Origin of the sequence: Burkholderia sp. CpTa8-5 (assembly GCF_017815045.1) — a bacterium.
Taxonomy (GTDB): Bacteria; Pseudomonadota; Gammaproteobacteria; order Burkholderiales; family Burkholderiaceae; genus Burkholderia; species Burkholderia sola.
On the sequence record NZ_JAGIQD010000004.1, the window covers coordinates 141,945 to 159,299 of the forward strand.

At 68.0% G+C, this 17,355-nt stretch carries 15 protein-coding genes; 11 read left to right on the plus strand and 4 right to left on the minus strand.

Annotated elements, in window-relative coordinates; all coding sequences use genetic code 11:
• Positions 1–318 precede the first annotated feature (318 nt).
• The gene (locus tag J8I35_RS08620; RefSeq protein ID WP_089489891.1) at positions 319–1,506 is read left to right on the plus strand and encodes a glycosyltransferase; all 1,188 of its coding nucleotides are present in this window, start codon (positions 319–321) and stop codon (positions 1,504–1,506) included.
• 120 nt (positions 1,507–1,626) lie between these two features.
• Here the strand turns inward: J8I35_RS08620 and J8I35_RS08625 are convergent, their stop codons facing one another.
• Both J8I35_RS08625 and hpnA read right to left on the minus strand, forming a co-directional pair.
• Positions 1,627–3,024, minus strand: coding sequence for a phage tail protein (locus J8I35_RS08625; RefSeq protein WP_124594306.1), 1,398 nt, complete (start codon positions 3,022–3,024; stop codon positions 1,627–1,629).
• A 108-nt stretch (positions 3,025–3,132) separates the two neighbouring features.
• Positions 3,133–4,140, minus strand: coding sequence for a hopanoid-associated sugar epimerase (gene hpnA / locus J8I35_RS08630; RefSeq protein WP_011353724.1), 1,008 nt, complete (start codon positions 4,138–4,140; stop codon positions 3,133–3,135).
• A gap of 152 nt (positions 4,141–4,292) precedes the next feature.
• Between hpnA and J8I35_RS08635 the strand changes: the two genes are divergently transcribed.
• From J8I35_RS08635 to J8I35_RS08645, 3 genes are all read left to right on the plus strand, one after another.
• Complete coding sequence (locus tag J8I35_RS08635) at positions 4,293–4,589, plus strand: acylphosphatase (RefSeq protein WP_050013378.1); 297 nt, start codon at positions 4,293–4,295, stop codon at positions 4,587–4,589.
• A 27-nt stretch (positions 4,590–4,616) separates the two neighbouring features.
• Positions 4,617–5,516, plus strand: a complete 900-nt coding sequence (gene rarD / locus J8I35_RS08640; RefSeq protein WP_124555220.1) for an EamA family transporter RarD — start codon at positions 4,617–4,619, stop codon at positions 5,514–5,516.
• Between the two features lie 418 nt (positions 5,517–5,934).
• Positions 5,935–7,059 (plus strand): OpgC domain-containing protein, encoded by a 1,125-nt coding sequence (locus J8I35_RS08645; protein ID WP_209925004.1) that lies wholly within the window; start codon positions 5,935–5,937, stop codon positions 7,057–7,059.
• Between the two features lie 40 nt (positions 7,060–7,099).
• Here the strand turns inward: J8I35_RS08645 and J8I35_RS08650 are convergent, their stop codons facing one another.
• Together J8I35_RS08650 and J8I35_RS08655 are read right to left on the minus strand one after the other, a co-directional pair.
• Positions 7,100–7,306 (minus strand): hypothetical protein, encoded by a 207-nt coding sequence (locus J8I35_RS08650; RefSeq protein WP_209925005.1) that lies wholly within the window; start codon positions 7,304–7,306, stop codon positions 7,100–7,102.
• Positions 7,307–7,426: 120 nt separating this feature from the next.
• On the minus strand, positions 7,427–8,944 hold the full coding sequence (locus J8I35_RS08655) for a peptide MFS transporter (RefSeq protein ID WP_050013374.1): 1,518 nt from the start codon (positions 8,942–8,944) through the stop codon (positions 7,427–7,429).
• Positions 8,945–9,440: 496 nt separating this feature from the next.
• On the opposite strand from J8I35_RS08655, the gene J8I35_RS08660 reads away from it, so the two are divergent.
• From J8I35_RS08660 to J8I35_RS08690, 7 genes are all read left to right on the plus strand, one after another.
• The gene (locus J8I35_RS08660) at positions 9,441–10,019 is read left to right on the plus strand and encodes a cupin domain-containing protein (RefSeq protein ID WP_011548888.1); all 579 of its coding nucleotides are present in this window, start codon (positions 9,441–9,443) and stop codon (positions 10,017–10,019) included.
• A gap of 178 nt (positions 10,020–10,197) precedes the next feature.
• Complete coding sequence (locus tag J8I35_RS08665) at positions 10,198–11,811, plus strand: peptide ABC transporter substrate-binding protein (RefSeq protein WP_050013373.1); 1,614 nt, start codon at positions 10,198–10,200, stop codon at positions 11,809–11,811.
• A gap of 10 nt (positions 11,812–11,821) precedes the next feature.
• A complete protein-coding gene (locus tag J8I35_RS08670; protein ID WP_050013372.1) occupies positions 11,822–12,760 on the plus strand; it encodes an ABC transporter permease subunit in 939 nt (312 codons plus the stop codon).
• Between the two features lie 13 nt (positions 12,761–12,773).
• Positions 12,774–13,676 (plus strand): ABC transporter permease subunit, encoded by a 903-nt coding sequence (locus tag J8I35_RS08675; protein ID WP_209925006.1) that lies wholly within the window; start codon positions 12,774–12,776, stop codon positions 13,674–13,676.
• Between the two features lie 2 nt (positions 13,677–13,678).
• Complete coding sequence (locus J8I35_RS08680; protein ID WP_124555222.1) at positions 13,679–14,671, plus strand: ABC transporter ATP-binding protein; 993 nt, start codon at positions 13,679–13,681, stop codon at positions 14,669–14,671.
• Positions 14,668–15,687, plus strand: a complete 1,020-nt coding sequence (locus J8I35_RS08685; protein ID WP_050013369.1) for an oligopeptide/dipeptide ABC transporter ATP-binding protein — start codon at positions 14,668–14,670, stop codon at positions 15,685–15,687. The genes J8I35_RS08680 and J8I35_RS08685 overlap by 4 nt, the downstream gene beginning before the upstream one ends.
• A gap of 168 nt (positions 15,688–15,855) precedes the next feature.
• Positions 15,856–17,322, plus strand: coding sequence for an OprD family outer membrane porin (locus J8I35_RS08690; protein ID WP_050013492.1), 1,467 nt, complete (start codon positions 15,856–15,858; stop codon positions 17,320–17,322).
• Positions 17,323–17,355 lie beyond the last annotated feature (33 nt).

Here is a 17,355-nt window from a genome sequence, read left to right on the forward strand (position 1 = left end):
GAACGAACCGGCCGGCCAGGCCCCGGAACCCCGAATTAATCGCGCATTTTAACCCTATCGGGCCGTCCGTGCTTCGGTGCCGTGTCGACACCGTTGCAATTGCGGGAGAGCCGCGTCGGCGCTGGCGCGCGCGGAACCCGGTAAACTGCGCGGTTTCGCGGGCGGCCGCTCCGGCTGCCCGCCATCGCGCTCATTTCAAGGCCATTCGATGACCGTCGATTCTCACGCGTATTGCCCGTCCGCCCGTGCGGCGTCGGGCGTTTTGTTCCAGACCCTTATTTCTACCGAACGAGCCGGCGGGCGGCAGGAGGCAGGCCGATGATGCTCGCGATCGCTTTCCTGGTGTCCGGCCTGTCGCTGGTGATCTGGATCGTGCTGCTCGTCGCGCGCGGCGGCTTCTGGCGCGCGCAGCCCGCACGGCCGCTGCCGCCCGACGCGCGCGGCGCGGCGGCCGAGGCCGGCTGGCCGGCCGTCGTGGCGGTCGTGCCGGCGCGCAACGAAGCCGACGTGATCGCCCGGGCGGCGACTTCGCTGCTCGAGCAGGACTATCCGGGCGACTTCCACCTGATCATCGTCGACGACCACAGCGACGACGGCACCGCCGACGCGGCCCGCGCGGCCGCGCTCGCGATCAACCGCGCCGACCGCCTGACGGTGCTGAGCGCGAAGCCGCTGCCGGCCGGCTGGTCGGGCAAGGTGTGGGCGCAGTCGCAGGGAATCGCGGCGGTGCAGACGCTCGGCCTGCCGGCCGACTACCTGCTGCTGACGGATGCCGACATCGGCCATCCGTCCGACGCCGTCGCGCAACTCGTCACGCGCGCGCAGGCCGAGCAGCGCGATCTCGTGTCGCTGATGGTGCGGCTGCGCTGCGACTCGTTCTGGGAAAAGGCGCTGATCCCGGCGTTCGTGTTCTTCTTCGCGAAGCTGTACCCGTTCTCGTGGATCAACAACCCGCGCAACCGGACGGCCGGCGCCGCCGGCGGCTGCATGCTCGTGAAGCGCACGGCGCTCGAGGAAGCGGGCGGCATCGAATCGATTCGCGGCGCGCTGATCGACGACTGCAGCCTCGCCGCGCAGATCAAGCATCGCGGCAGCGGCCGCCATCCGATCCGGCTCGATCTCGCCGATCGCAGCGTGTCGCTGCGCCCGTACGACAGCTGGCGCGACATCTGGAACATGATCGCGCGCACCGCGTTCACGCAGCTGCACTATTCGCCGCTGCTGCTGGCCGGCACGCTGCTCGGGATGACGATCATCTATCTGGTGCCGCCGGTCGTCGCGCTCGCCTACGGTGCGCGCGCGTGGCCGGCATGGCTCGCGTGGGCGTCGATGTGCGCCGCGTATGCGCCGATGCTGCGCTACTACCGGCGCTCGCCGCTGTGGGCGCCTGCCCTGCCGCTCGTCGCGCTGTTCTATGTGGGCGCGACGTTCGCGTCCGCGTGGCGTTACTGGCGCGGCAAGGGCGGCCAGTGGAAGGCGCGCGTGCAGGCGCCGGTGGAGCGTTGACCCACGCCGGCGGAGGCCGGCCGTCCCGATCAACCGGAACGCTGAAAACACACAGCCCGGATCGGCTCGAGCCGATTCGGGCTGTGTGTTTTTTGGCCGGTTTCCGGCCGATGCGCGCGCTTACCGCTGCGTGAGCATCATGTACATCTGGATCACGACGTCCGGCGAGAACGTGAACGGCACCCAGCCGTAGCCGGTATGGCGAGCGACCAGCAGGCGGTCGCCGTTCGCCTGCTTCTGCACGGCCATCATCGGGTTCTTCGTCGTCACGAAACGCCAGCCGGCCGGAATGCCGGGCGGCGGCTCCGGCTGCATCGACGCGCGGGCGTGCGCGAGTTCCTCGATCAGCTGGCCCAGTTGCTCCGGATGCAGCGTGATCGACTGGCCGTTGATGGTCAGCGTGAGTTCGTTCTGGGACGGGCGCGCGACGTGCAGCGTCGCCTTGTCGGCCGGCGCGGCAGCGGTGTCGGCTTCAACCGCGGTTTCGGCTTGCGTCGTCGGAATCGGCGCGGTCTCGGCATTGGCCGGGGCGTCGGCGACTTCGACCACATCGATCGTTTCCACCGTTTCCGCCGCCAGCGCGGTCGTGTTCACCGACGCTTGCGCCGCCACGGACGGCTCGACGACATCGGCCGTCACGGCAACCGCGCTCGTCGCGGCTTCCTTGACGACGGCCTCGACCAGCGCTTCGGCGTCGGCGATCGCCTTCGCGTGGTGCTGCGCGGCCGCTTCGGCCTGCGCGATCGCTTCGGTATGGCGCTGCGTGATCGCTTCGGCTGCGGCGGTCGCTTCCGCGTGGCGTTGCGCGGCGGCTTCGGCCTGGGCGATCGCTTCGGCGTGACGCCGTGTGATGGCTTCGGCCTCGGCGGTTGCGTCGGCGTGGCGTTGCGCGGCGGCCTGCGTGTCGGCGAGCGCTTGCGTATGACGCTGGGCGAGCGCCTCGGCCTCGGCGATCGCGGCCATGTGGCGCTGCGCGGCGGCTTCGGCTTCGGCGGTCGCTTCCGCGTGGCGCTTCGCGGCGGCTTCCGCTTCGGCAGTCGCCGCGGCATGACGTTGCGCGGCCGCTTCGGCTTCGGTCGCCGCGGCGTGATGACGCTGCGCGGCGGCCTCGGCTTCGGCGATCGCCGCCGCGTGGCGCTGCGACGCGGCTTCGGCATCCGCGTGACGTTGCGCGAGCGCTTCGGTCAGCGCGGTGGCTTCCGCATGGCGCTGCGAAGCGGCTTCGGCTTGCGTGGCGGCATCCGTATGACGTTGGGCGGCCGCTTCGGCGGCGGCGGTGGCGTCGGCATGACGCCGCTGCGCGGCTTCGGCGTCGGCGGCTGCGGCCGTGTGGCGCTGCGCGGCCGCCTGCGCTTCGGCTTCCGCCGCCGCGTGACGCTCGGCCGCGGCCCGGGCTTCCGCTGCCGCGGCGCGCGCGAAGGCTTCCGCGCTGCGTGCCGCCTGCTGGGCGGCGTGGTGATCGTGGAGGAGCTGATCGACGCCCGTGGCGAGCGAAGCGATCTGATCGTTCAGGTTCATGCGTGTCTTCTCTGCGTAAGACCCGCGATTTTAACCGCTGCGCCGATGCCGGTCCGTGCGCGACGTGTAACAAAGTGCGCAAAGCGGCGCGACGTGCGCCGCTTTGTGTTACTTCAGGTAGCCCGCCGAGCCGAACCAGTCGAGCGCATCGCGCAGCCCTTCGCGATACGGGCGCGCACGGTAGCCGAGCTCGCGCTCGGCCTTCGCGGACGTGAAATACATCTTGTTCTTCGACATCCGCAGCCCGTCGACGGTGACGAACGGCTCCTTCTTCGTGAACTTCGCGACCGCTTCGGCGCCGACCGCGAGCGGGTACAGCGGCCAGCGCGGCAGTGCGATCGTCGGCGCCTTGCGGCCCGTCATCTGCGCGATGTCCGCGAGCATCTGCTGCAGCGGCAGGTTCTCGCCGCCGAGGATGTAGCGCTCGCCGATCCGGCCGCGCTCGAGCGCGAGGAAGTGGCCGTGCGCGACGTCGTCGACGTGCACGAGGTTCAGCCCCGTGTCGACGAACGCGGGAATCTTGCCGAGCGCGGCCTCGACGATGATGCGGCCGGTCGGCGTCGGCTTCACGTCGCGCGGGCCGATCGGCGTCGACGGGTTGACGATCACGGCGGGCAGCCCTTCGTCGGCGATCATCCGTTCGACCGCGCGCTCCGCGAGCACCTTGCTGCGCTTGTAGACGCCGATCGCCTGCTCGGCCGTGAGCGGCCGATTCTCGTCGGACGGATCGCCGGCGCTCGTCACCTTCAGCGTCGCGACGCTGCTCGTATAGACGATCCGCTCGACGCCTTCCGCGCGGGCCGCGCGCATCGTCGCGACTGCGCCTTCGAGGTTCGCGCGCTCGATCTCGTCGGGATCGGGCGCCCACAGCCGGTAGTCGGCCGCGACGTGCAGCAGATAGCGCACGCCGCGCAGCGCGGCGCGCATCGACGCCTCGTCGCGCATGTCGCCGGTGACGATCTCGGCGTCGAGATCCGCGACGTTCGTGCGCGGGCTGGTCGGGCGCACCAGCACGCGCACCGCATAGCCTTTCTGCTGCGCGATGCGCGCGACGGCGGAGCCGACGAAACCGGACGCGCCGGTGACGAGAACGAGATCGCGGGAAGTATCAGTCATGCGTTTCCTTCTGGGCCGCGCGGGCGGCGCGGCGGTTGGGCATCGGCGAGATTGTACGTGGTCGGCGCGCGCGGCGACGCCCGGCCGGCGCGTGTGCGAAGCGGCCGACGCGACTACAATGCCGGGCTTGAATGCAACGGGAGGGCGACGCGATGAGCCGCAATGAACTGGACGAACGGATCGAGACCTACTACGTGCGGGTGCGCGGCGTCGTGCAGGGCGTCGGCTTTCGTCATGCGACGGTGCGCGAAGCGCATGCGCTGAAGCTGCGCGGCTGGGTCGCGAATCTCGAGGACGGCACCGTCGAGGCGATGATCCAGGGACCCGGCGCGCAGATCGACCGGATGCTCGCGTGGCTGCGTCACGGGCCGCCTGCCGCGCGCGTGACCGAGGTGACGTTCGAGGAACGGCCGACCGAGAAGCGCTTCGAGCGTTTCCAGCAGCAGTAAGCGGCACGCGAAGGGACACACAACAATATGACGGGGTATCCGGAAGCCGGGCGCGGCCTCTTGCTGTCGGTGATGGCGTCGACGCTGTTCGCGCTGATGTCGGCTTACGCGAAACTGCTCGCGCCGCTCACGGGGCTCGACATCTTCGCGTGGCGCATCGTGTGGACCGCGCCGGGCGCGCTCGCGCTGATCGCGCTGCGCGGTCGCTGGCCGGCGCTCGTGGAGCTCGCGCGGCGCAGTGCGCGCGACTGGCGCCTGCTGATCGCGCTGCCGGTGAGCGCGGCGTTGCTCGGCGTGCAGCTGTGGCTGTTCCTGTGGGCGCCGCTGCATGGCCGCATGCTCGAGGTGTCGCTCGGCTATTTCCTGCTGCCGCTGACGATGGTGCTCGTCGGCCGCTTCTACTATCACGAACGGCTCGACCCGCTGCAATGGGCGGCGGTCGCGTGCGCGGCGCTCGGCGTCGCGCACGAAGTGTGGGCGACGCGCGCGTTCGCATGGCCGACGCTCGTCGTCGCGCTCGGCTATCCGCCGTATTTCGTGCTGCGCCGGCGGATCAACGCCGATTCGCTCGCCGCCTTCGCGATCGAGATCGTGCTGCTGTGCCCGATCGCGTTCGCGATGGTCGCGACGAGCGCGACGCGCGTCGCGGGCCATCCGCTGCTGTGGGCCGCGCTGCTGCCGGGGCTCGGCCTCCTCAGCACGCTCGCGCTCGCGAGCTACCTGAAGGCGAGCCGGATGCTGCCGATGGCGCTGTTCGGGATTCTCGGCTACGTCGAGCCGGTGCTGCTCGTCGTGGTGTCGCTGCTGCTGCTCGGCGAGACGCTGAGCGTCTCGCAGCTCGCGACGTACGGGCCGATCTGGGTCGCCGTCGCGCTCACCGCATGGCACAGCGCGATGCTGATGCGGCGCTTGCCCGCGCGCGGATAAGCGCATCGTCGCGATGCGCGGGCCGTGCGGAACGTGCCGCGCATCGCGCATCGTCCGGCCGTCGAACCGCGTTCGTTCCGCTGCCACGTCCTCTCGAATCCGTCGATACTGACCGCCGACTGACGCCGCGCTGACGCGAATCTGGCGACGCTGCCTGCTTCGCCGCGCCACGCTCACGCTTGTAATCGAAGAGAAGATTCAGTTGCATTTTGTTACTTAGGGTCGCCCCTGATCGGCCATTAGACTGATCTGATCGACTTCCCTTCGTATCCGGCTTTTCATTGAACGGTCACCTCCCTGCCAAGCCGGCCGGGTTGGCACGATACGGGCATACGCGTATCGTCGCCGATCGCGCTCGCCGTCTTTCTCCCGCTTCCTTCCCCGGTGCACGTCGCACCGCCGCCGTGCAGGTGCGCTCATGTCGTTGAGCCCGCTGCATGCCGCCACGGCGCAGCCGTCGCGCAGCGGCCGCCTGATCGAAATCGACTTCTTCCGCGGGCTCGTGCTGTTGATGATCGTCGTCGATCACATCGGCGCGAGCGTGCTGTCGCGCGTGACGCTGCACGCATTCGCGCTGTGCGATGCGGCCGAGGTGTTCGTGTTCCTCGGTGGCTTCGCGACCGCGAGCGCGTACGGCGCGATCGCCGAGCGGCACGGCGCGCGCGCCGCGCAGCAGCGGTTCGTGCGACGCGCGATGCAGATCTACCGCGCGTTTCTCGCGACGTCGACGCTGATGCTCGTCGTGTCGGCGGTGCTCGATCACTACGGGATCGATGCGCCGAACCTCGCGCTCGACGACGTCAGCGTGATGCTCGCGTCGCCGCTGACGGGGGCGGCCGAGCTGCTGACGTTCCAGCGCCAGCCGTATCTCGCGTCGGTGCTGCCGATGTACGTGCTGTTCGCGCTCGCGTCGCCGGTGCTGGTGCCGTTCGCGCGGCGCCATCCGTGGCCGCTCGTCGCGCTGAGCGTCGCGTCGTGGCTCGCGGCGGGCTGGCTCGGCCCGGAGCTGCTGGACACCGACGGCTTCCGCTGGAGCTTCAACCCGTTCGCGTGGCAACTGATGTTCGTCGCTGGCGTGCTCGCGCGCTGCCAGCCGTTCTACCGGCGCGTCGCGCTCGGCCGCTGGGGCGCGGCGGCGACCGGGCTCGCGTGCGCGATCGTGCTCGGTTGCGCGAGCTACAAGCTGTTCTCGGGGCTGCCGGCGCCCGAAGGCATGCTCAAGCGCGATCTCGCGCTGCCGCGCGTCGTGAGCTTCGCGGCCATCGCGTGGCTGATGGCCGATTGCGTGCGCTTCGGCTGGATCGCGCGGATCGCGCAGGGCGTGCGGCCCGTCGTGGCGGTTGGCCAGCGCGGGCTGATCTGCTTCGTCGCGGGTGCGGCGATCTCGCTCGTGATCGATTCGCTGCTGCATCCGGTCGCGGGCAGCGCCGATCTGCGGCATGTCGGCGTGGGCCTCGTGGCCGACGCGTGCGCGGTCGGGCTGATGATGGCGGTGGCCGGTTCGGGGACGTGGATCGCGCGATGGCGCGGCGCGGCGGCGTAAGCGCGCGCAAGAAGGGCGGCGCGGCAGGCGCCGCGCGGCGTCAGTGAGGTGAGCCGATACGGGAGCGGGGCGTGACGGTGGCGTCGTCGGCTTCGGCGTCGTCGCGTTCGTCCGGCGCCGGGTCGTCGCGCTCCGCGAGCACCGCGTCGGCTTCGGCCGCGGCCCGGGCGGCGCGCATCGCGGTGCAGCGCTGCGCGTGCCGGATGTCCGACAGGATCCTCAACAGCCGCGTCGTCTTGCTTTTCATCGGGTTCTCCCGCCAGTGCGCATCTCGGGAAGCGGATGCGTTGCCTGCAACCAGTGTAGGACGCGTTCGCGTTTCCGGCGGGAGAATGTGGCGTGCACGCCGCACGCCGAGGGATAGTACTTACTGCGCGGCGGCGGCCTGCGCCTGCAGCGCTTCTTCTCGGCGCTCGTCCGTGCAGCGCTGATGCTGGCGCGACAGGCGGTTCATCAGCGGCAGCAGCAGCAGCGCGAGCAGCATGCCGATCGCGGCGAGCCAGCCGAGCTTCTCGAACAGCGACAGATAGAGCGGCAGCGATTCGGTGGCCGGCAGCTCGTGCGACGGCATCTGCGCGAAGTTCGCGACGACGCTGCCCAGATACTGCGACACGCCCGTCGCGACGAAATACGCACCCATCATGAAGCCGCTCATGCGCGCCGGCACGTAGCGGGCGATCATCGCGAGGCCGAGGCCGCTCACCAGCAGCTCGCCGAGCGAGTACAGCCCGTAACCCCACACCATGAACCACGACGACACGCGGCCGTCGACCGCGTAGCGGCCGCTGATCGTGAACACCAGGTAGCCGGCGGCGACCGCGCCGAAACCGAGCGCATACTTCGCGGCGACCGGCAGGTCGCGGCCGCCCTTCGCGACGGCGTTGTAGACCCACACCAGCACCGGGCTCAGCAGCATGATCCAGATCGGGTTCAGCGCCTGGAACTGCGCGGCGCTCCACGTGAACAGCGTCGTGCCGAACAGCATGAAGCGCGGGTCGACGTTGCGCAGCGCGAACAGCGTCAGCGACGTCGACATCTGCACGTAGAAGATGAAGAACAGGATCACCTGCCCGATCAGCACGAGCGCCGCGATCAGGCCGGCGCGCTCCGAGCGCTCCGACTTCGCGATCATGTACGCGAAGATCGCGAGGATCGCGAATGCGGCCGCCCACACGCTGGCGACCGCGAGCTGCTTGTGCTGCAGCACGTACAGCGTGACCAGCGCGAGCGCGACGCCGCCGGCCGCGACCGCGCCGAGGCGCTTCCAGCGGATCGGCTGGTCGTCCGGCTGCGAGCCGACGTGCGCGAGCGTGCGGTGCATCAGCATGAAGTTCAGGATCGCGAGCAGCATGCCGCCGCAGCAGACCGCGAACGCGGTGTGCCAGCCCCAGTGATCCTTGATCCACGGCGTCGCGAGCATCGACACCGTCGAGCCGATGTTGACCGCCATGTAGTAGATCGTGAACGCGCTGTCGATGCGCGCGTCGTCGCCTTCGTAGATGCGGCGCACGAGGTTCGCCGCGTTGGCCTTGAACAGGCCGTTGCCGACGACGATCACGCCGAGCGACGCGTACATGTACGTCAGCTGATCGTTCGGCACCGCGAGCATCAGGTAGCCGGCGCACAGCACGGCCGCGCCGATGATCATCGTGCGGCGGGCGCCGAGCACCTTGTCGCCGATCCAGCCGCCGATCGACGGCGCGGCGTAGACGAGTGCGGTGAAGGCCCCCCAGGTCAGGTTCGCGTGGCTGTCGGTGAAGCCGAGCCGGTCGACCATGAAGAGGACCAGGAGCGCGGCCATGCCGTAGTAGCCGAAGCGCTCCCACATTTCGATGAGGAAGACCGTCGTAAACGATCGGGTCTGTGAAACAGGTGCGTGCATCATCAATCTCGTTTGAAACGGACGGCGCGGATCGCGCGTCGCCTTAAGGTCGAACTGGCGCCGGAGCACTGTGGCCGGGTAGGCTGGCATCGGCGATGGAGCAGTCGAGCGGTTAGCTCGGGCCGGGGACGGATTCCACCTGAGAAGGCGGAGCGCGGCCCCGACCGGCGCGCGAATGGTAACGTTTGCCGGTCCGGTGCGTCGGGTCCGCGCCACTTAGGGAAACTCCCGATATGGCAGCAGCTTTCAGGAACATTTGTCTCATCATCTACTTGTAAGCTTGACGCCGGTTCTCCGCAAATTCCCGGAGAGCCGCTTGCAGCTTGCCTGTGAAGGCTGCGAGTCTGGCAAGATAGCGCGTCGTTTCGCTCGCTTCGGGCCCTGTTTAGTGCACCGGGCTCAACGCCGAAGACGGGGGCGAACCCGAAGATTAAGCTATCTCGAATTAACTTAGTTACTTTCCATCAAACATTTTTTGACGACCACTTTTCGGCCTGCTATGGTTCCCCCCACTGAAAACTCGCGATCGGCAGATGCTGTCGCACTGGGCAGCAAGATTCGCGCGTTGCGCCAACGTCTGAAGCGCACGCTCGACGACACCGCTACCGCCGCGGGGATTTCGAAGCCGTTTCTGTCTCAAGTCGAGCGCGGGCTCGCGTCGCCGTCCCTGACGTCGCTGGCCGGTATCGCCCACGCGCTCGGCGTGACGGTGCAGTACTTCGTGGATACGCCGAGCGAGGAACGCTCGGTGTGCCGAGGCGATCAGCTGCGCTTCTTCGGGTTTGCGGATTCGGCGAACCTGTTCGCGCGACTGACGAACGTGTCCGAAGGGCGCCAGCTGGAGGCGATCCTCGTGAGGATGCCGCCGGGGCAGAAACGGTCCGAGGTGACGACACATGCAGGAGAGGAGTTCCTGTACGTGATTGAAGGGGAAGTGTCGCTGACGCTGGAAGGCAAGACGTTCGTCCTGCAGGCCGGCGACAGTTCGCACTATCAGTCGACGGTCCCGCACAGCTGGGTCAACACCGCGAAGATCGAGTCGGTGGTGGTCTGGGTCGGTACGCCGCGACTGTTCTAACGCACGGGTATTCCTTCGTTTCTTCGACGGGATACCTGTCGAAAGAAATGTAAGGAATACTAACATGCAATACGAGAATCACGGGCCTCCTCAATCGCTGCCCCCGTCAGCGTCTCACGCGTAAGCCGCGGCATCCGCCGCGCGACGCCCACCGAACCACCTTCTCAAGACTGCCACGATGAAATCCTTGCATGCCATGTCGGCCGTGCTGGCCGCGCTCGCCCTGACGACGCCCGTCGCCCACGCCGTAACCGTTCCGTCGAACGTCGCGCTCGCTCCGCAACAGGACCTGACGCGACAGGTGCCGGCCGAAGTCGAGTCGCTCGACCCGGCGCACATCGAATCGTGGACCGGCAACACGATCGGCCTCGACCTGTTCGAAGGGCTCGCGCGCATCGATGCGGCCGGCCAGGTCGTGCCGGGCGTCGCGCTGTCGTGGGAGCGCAAGACGCCGCAGACATGGATCTTCAAGCTTCGCCACGACGCGAAGTGGAGCAACGGCCAGCCGGTGACGGCCGCCGATTTCGTCTATTCGTGGCAGCGCCTCGTCGATCCGAAGACGGGCTCGAAGTACACGATCCTCGTCGAGTTCATCAAGAATTCGAAGGACATCATCGCGGGCAAGGCCGCGCCGTCGACGCTCGGCGTGCGTGCCGTCGATCCGTACACGCTGGAAGTGACGACCGACGTGCCGGTCGCGTTCTTCCCCGAACTGACCGCGATGGCGCCGCTCGTGCCGGTGAACAAGGACGTGGTCGCGAAGTTCGGCGATGCATGGACGCGCCCGGGCAACCTCGTCAGCAACGGTGCATACCAGCTCGTCGACTGGCAGCCGAACAACCGCATCGTGATCGCGAAGGACGCGAAGTACTGGAACGCGCCGAAGGTCGTGATCAACAAGGTCACGTACCTGCCGATCGAAAGCGACGAAACCGCGATGCGCATGTATCAGGCCGGGCAGATCGACTACAGCTACTCGATTCCGTCGGGCATCTTCCAGCAGGTCAGCAAGCAGTTCGGCGCCGAGTTGCGCCCGGGCCTGCAGCTCGCGACTTACTACTACTTCCTGAACAACAGCGACGCGGCGCTGAAGGACAAGCGCGTGCGCCAGGCGCTGTCGATGGTGATCGATCGCGACGTGCTGACGTCGAAGCTCACGCAGGCCGGCGAGAAGCCGATGTACGGGCTGATGCCGAACGGCACGAAGGGCGTGCAGCCGTTCACGCCGGAATGGGCGTCGTGGCCGATGGCCAAGCGCATCGCGACCGCGAAGGACCTGCTGAAGCAGGCCGGCTATTCGGACGCGAAGCCGCTGTCGTTCACGCTCACGTACAACACCAACGACCTGCACAAGAAGGTCGCGCTGTTCACCGCATCGGAATGGCGCACGAAGCTCGGCATTACCACGAAGCTCGAGAACGTCGAGTTCAAGGTGCTGATGAAGCAGCGGCATGACGGCAAGGTGCAGATCGCGCGCGACGGCTGGTTCGCCGACTACAACGACGCGATGACGTTCTTCGACCTGATCCGCTGCGGCAGCTCGCAGAACACCGTCGGCTACTGCAACAAGCAGGTCGACGCGCTCGTCGAGGAAGGCAACCAGAAGCTCGACGACAACGCGCGCACCGCGCTGCTCACGCAGGCGCACGACATGGCGATGAAGGACACACCGATGGTGCCGCTGTTCCAGTACTCGGCCGACCGTCTCGTGAAGTCGTACGTGGGCGGCTATTCGCTGAAGAACGTGATCGACATGCGTGCTTCGCAGGACATGTACCTGATCAAGCACTGACGGAGCGATCATGCTGGCCTACGCATTGAGGCGCACGTTGTGGGCGGTGCCGACGATCCTCGCGGTCATCACCGTCTGCTACCTGCTGCTGCATTTCACGCCCGGCGGCCCGTTCGATACGGAGAAGCAGCTGTCCGCCGCGACGCTCGCGAACCTGAACGCGAAGTACCACCTCGACGAGCCGCTGTGGAAGCAGTACCTGCTGTATCTCGGCTCGCTGCTGCACGGCGATCTCGGCCCGTCGTTCCGCTACGTCGACTGGTCGGTGAACGATCTCGTGAAGAAGGCGCTGCCCGTGAGCCTCGGCGTGGGCGGCGTGTCGATCCCGATCTCGATCGTGCTCGGCGTGCTGCTCGGCACCGTCGCGGCCGTGCGCCGCGACAGCGTGATCGACCGCTTCGTGATGCTGATCGGCAACTTCGGCAACGTCGTGCCGCCGTTCGTGCTCGGCCCCGTCATGGTGTGGATCTTCGCGATCCTGCTGAAGACGTCGGCCGGCAACGGCTGGCTGCCGGCCGGCGGCTGGGGCGACGGCGGCTGGCAGTACCGGCTGCTGCCGATCGCGCTGCTGACCCTCATCAACGTGTCGCTGCTCGCGCGCGTGATGCGCGGCTCGATGATCGAGACGCTGTCGAGCAACTACATCCGCACCGCGCGCGCGAAGGGCCTGCCGGGCTCGACGATCGTGCTGCGCCACGCGCTCAAGCCCGCGCTGATGCCGGTCGTGTCGCTGTTCGGCACGGTCTGCATCACGTCGATCACCGCGGCCGTCGTCACCGAATCGGTGTTCGCGCTGCCGGGCGTCGGGCAACTCGTCGTGAACGGCGCGATCAACCGCGACTACACGCTGGTGCTTGGCCTCGTCGTGATGACGACCGTCTTCGCGGTGCTGTTCAACCTGCTGGTCGACCTCGCGTACGCGTGGCTCGATCCGCGCATCCGTTATTGAGCGAGGCACAGCGATGACTCCGACCACTCCCGTCGTCGGCCTGCCCGTGCAGACCGATTCGCCGCCGCATTCGCGCTCGCCGCTCGAGCTCGCGTTCGCGCGCTTCCTTCACAACCGCGCGGCGCTGTTCAGCCTCGCGCTGCTCGTGCTGATCACGCTCGCCTGCTTCGTCGGCCCGTGGCTGCTCGCGGCCGATCCCGCCGCGAGCGACTGGGCGGCGATCAGCCTGCCGCCGACCTGGGCGAACCAGCACTGGTTCGGCACCGACGAGCTCGGCCGCGACCTGCTCGTGCGCACGCTGATCGGCGGCCGCGTATCGATCGAGGTCGGCCTGCTCGGCACGCTCGTGTCGGGCCTGTTCGGCGTCGCGTGGGGCGCGACCGCGGGCTTCGCGGGCGGCCGCGTCGATTCCGTGATGATGCGCGTCGTCGACATGATGTACGCGATCCCGTACCTGCTGATCGCGATCCTGATGATGACCCTGTTCGGCCGCTCGTTCATGCTGGTCGTGCTGACCATCAGCGCGTTCTCGTGGATCGACATGGCGCGCGTCGTGCGCGGCCAGACGCTGTCGCTGCGCAATCGCGAGTTCGTCGATGCGGCGCGCGCGATCGGCGTGTCGCCGGCATCGATCGTGCTGCGCCACGTCGTGCCGAACCTGCTCGGCGTGGTCGTCGTGTACGCGACGGTCTCGGTGCCGAACATCGTGCTGACCGAATCGGTGCTGTCGTTCCTCGGCCTCGGCGTGCAGGAGCCGATGACGAGCTGGGGCGTGCTGATCCAGGACGGCGCGCAGAAACTGGAATCGATGCCGTGGCTGCTGCTCGCCCCGGCCGTCATGCTGTGCGTGACGCTTTACTGCGTGAACTTCGTCGGCGACGGCCTGCGTGACGCGCTCGACCCGAAGGATCGCTGAAGATGGCTGCTCTACTGGAAGTTGAAAACCTCGGCGTGCGCTTCACGCGCAAGGATGCGCCGCCGATCGACGCCGTCAACGGCGTGTCGTTCTCGCTCGAAGCCGGCAAGACGCTCGGCATCGTCGGCGAATCGGGCTCGGGCAAGAGCCAGACCGTGATGGCGCTGCTCGGCCTGCTGGCCGGCAACGGCACGACGACCGGCGCCGCGCGCTACCGCGGCGACAACCTGCTCGACATGGATACGCGCGCGCTGAACGCGGTGCGCGGCGATCGCATCGCGATGATCTTCCAGGACCCGATGACGTCGCTCAATCCGTTCCTGACGATCGAACGGCAGATGACCGAGACGCTGCAGCTGCATCGCAGGCTGTCGCGCAAGGAAGCGATCAAGCGCGCGATCGAGGCGCTCGAATCGGTGCGCATTCCCGATGCGGCGCGCCGCATCCGCATGTATCCGCACGAGTTCTCGGGCGGCATGCGCCAGCGCGTGATGATCGCGATGGCGCTGTTGTCCGAGCCGGAAATCCTGATCGCCGACGAGCCGACCACCGCGCTCGACGTGACCGTGCAGGCGCAGATCATCGACCTGCTGCGCGAGCTGAACCGCGAGCGCGGCACCGCGATCGTGCTGATCACGCACGACATGGGCGTGGTCGCCGGCCTCGCCGACGACGTGATGGTCATGTACGCGGGCCGCACCGTCGAATACGCGCCGGCCGAATCGATCTTCGCGGCGCCGTCGCATCCGTACACGATCGGCCTGCTCAACGCGCTGCCGCGCCTGACCGACGCGGACGATGCGCCGCTCGTCGCGATTCCCGGCAACCCGCCGATGCCCGGCACCGCGCCGGCCGGCTGCGCGTTCGCGAAGCGCTGCACGTATGCGGAAGAACGCTGCGGCGCCGAGCGCCCGGCGCTCGAAACCTATGGCGCCGCGGGCGCGGTGCGCGCGTGCCACCGGCCCCTGGCCGATCTGACGGGAGGTCTGCGATGAGCGTCGATGAACGCCGCCAAGCCGGCGCGACGGACGACACGCTGCTGTCCGTCGACAATCTGAAAGTGCATTTCCGCGTGCCGCTCGGCGGCTATCCGTGGTCGCCGAAGGGCACGCTGCGCGCGGTCGACGGCGTGTCGTTCGACGTCAAGCGCGGCGAGACGGTCGGGCTCGTCGGCGAATCGGGCTGCGGGAAATCGACGCTCGCGCGCGCATTGATCGGCCTCGTGCCGATGACGGCCGGCACCGTGAAATGGCGCGGCCAGGCCGTGGCGCCCGATCACCTGCGCGGCACCGCGATGCGGCGCGAAGTGCAGATGATCTTCCAGGATCCGCTCGCATCGCTCGATCCGCGCATGACGATCGAGCAGGTCGTCGCCGAGCCGCTCGTCACGCACCAGCCGGGCCTCGGCCGTACCGAAGTGCGCCGCCGCGTAATCTCGATGCTCGAACGCGTCGGCCTGAACGCGCATCACCTGCTGCGTTATCCGCATGAATTTTCCGGCGGGCAGTGCCAGCGCGTCGGCATCGCGCGCGCGCTGATCGGCGAGCCGAAGCTCGTGATCTGCGACGAGCCCGTATCGGCGCTCGACGTGTCGATCCAGGCGCAGATCGTGAACCTGCTGCGCGATCTGCAACGCGAACTGTCGTTGTCCTATCTGTTCGTCGCGCACGACCTGGCGGTGGTGAAGGCCATCAGCCAGCGCGTGCTCGTGATGTATCTCGGCCGCGTGATGGAGTTCGGCACGCGGCATGACGTGTACGGCGTGCCGCAACACCCGTACACGAAGGCGCTGCTCGATGCGGCGCCGACGCCGGAGCCGGCGCGCGAGCGTGCTCGCCGTCCGATGCTGCTGGCGGGCGAGATGCCCTCGCCGCTCAACCCGCCGTCCGGCTGCGCGTTCCGCACGCGCTGTCCGGTCGCGATCGACGCGTGCGCGCAGGACGTGCCGCTGCCGGAAGTGCGGCAGGGGTCGGCGGCGCGCGTCGCGTGCATCCGCGCGGGCGCGGCGTGATGTGAAGTAACGCAGCAAACAAAACCAAGGCAGGTCAACAGGGGTAGGTGCGGCGCGAACGATCTTCGCGCCGCGGGTACAGGCGCGTCCTTAGCCGGGCTCGCCGGGGGGCTGGAAGCGGATCGCAACCGGCGTGGACGATATCAACACAAGACGAGAATTATTACGATGAAAAAGCAGAAGAGGATCGGGACGGCATCGAAGATGCTGCTTGCATGGGGGCTGCCGGCGCTCGCCGGCGTCTCGCTGACGGGTGTCGCGCACGCCGACGACGCGGCGCCGCTGACGGTCGCGCAGGCCGCACCGGTCGCCGCGTCGGGCACGTCGGTTGCGCAGGCAACGACCCCGAACGCCGTGATCAACGCCGAGGCGACCCAGGCCGTCACGCCGCCCGACGAGCCGTCGGCGCAGTCGAAATCGAACGGCTTCATCGCCGACAGCCATCTCGACTTCCTGTTCCGCAACTATGCGGACGTGCTCGACAACAAGGGCGGGCCGCATCGTCATGCGTGGGTCCAGGGCGCGATGGCGAACTTCGAATCGGGCTACACGACCGGCCTGATCGGGATCGGCTTCGACGCGTCGTTGTATGCGGCGCTGAAGCTCGACGGCGGCCAGGGCGCCGGCAGCATGGTGCACATCGCGAAGGGCGGCGGTGGCGGCAACCAGCTCGCGTGGGCGTACCCGGGCATCTACGACATCAAGGCGCGCATCTCGAACACGGTGGTCAAGTACGGTCTGCAGGCCGTCGACAACCCGTTCATGGAGCAGCACGACAACCGCGCGCTGCCGCCGACGTTCCTCGGCGCGACGCTCGTCAGCAATGAATTCAAGAACGTGATGCTCGAGGCCGGCAGCTTCACGAAGACCGACGCGCGCGGCCATACCACGCTCACGAATCTGACGACGCAGTACGGCGGCACGCGCATCAATCGCCTGTCGTACGTCGGCGGCACGTGGGACTACTCGCCGAACGGCGAAGTCGCGCTGTACGCGAACCAGGCCGACGACGTGTGGCACCAGTACTACGCGTCGGTGAAGCACAGCATCGGCAGCCCGCAGACGATCAAGTGGACCGGCTTCGGCAACGTCTATTCGACGCACGACACGGGCGATGCGCTGCAGGGCAAGATCAACAACAACGCGTACAGCCTGTCGCTCGCCGCGCAGCACGGCCCGCATGAACTGCTGCTCGGCTTCCAGCACGTGCTCGGCGATCAGTTCTTCGACTACCTGAACGAAACGAACGGCATCTTCCTGACCAACTCGATGGACGTCGACTACAACGCGCCGCACGAAAAATCGCTGCAGCTGCGTTACACGTTCTACGGGAAGGAAGCGGGCCTGCCGGGCTTCAAGGCGATGGTGTGGGGCGTGACGGGCTGGGGCGCGGACGGCAGCGCGGGCGCGGCCAACGACCCGAGCAAGTCGAGCATCTACTGGAGCAACGGCGCGCCGGTGCAGGGCCGTCACCACGAGTTCGGCTTCATCCCGTCGTACACGTTCCAGAGCGGCAAGCTGAAGAACACGAAGGTCACGTTCATCGCGATGTGGCACAACGGCTCGGCACACTACTCGGACGCGACGAACACCGAGTACCGTCTGGTCGTGAACCTGCCGCTGCACGCGTTCTGATCGAACGGGGACGCACGTCCCCGGTGTCGTACG